The organism is Bacillus sp. SIMBA_074 (assembly GCF_046534555.1).
In the GTDB taxonomy this organism is placed as follows: domain Bacteria; phylum Bacillota; class Bacilli; order Bacillales; family Bacillaceae_G; genus Bacillus_A; species Bacillus_A mycoides.
On sequence record NZ_JAWRYM010001330.1, the window covers coordinates 1 to 231 of the forward strand.

Annotated in this window: 1 protein-coding gene; it reads left to right on the forward strand. The window is 51.1% G+C overall.

The window, feature by feature from the left end:
- Window positions 1-231, forward strand: a 231-nt coding sequence (locus tag SB773_RS35015; protein WP_410595195.1) for a diguanylate cyclase domain-containing protein, incomplete at both ends; no start/stop codon positions are given.

Consider the following 231-nt stretch of genomic DNA (forward strand, 5'->3'; position numbering starts at 1 on the left):
CTATCACGACGCGTTGACGGAGCTGCCAAATCGGCGGATGTACGTGCAGCATTTAGGCAAGGAAATCATGCAGGCCAAACGCTTTCAGTCGAATATGGCCGTACTCTTCCTCGATTTGGACCGCTTTAAAGACGTGAATGATTCGTTTGGGCATGACGTGGGCGATTTGCTGTTGATTGAGGCTGCCAAGCGGTTGCAGCAATGTGTCAAGACAGGTGATATTGTTGCGCG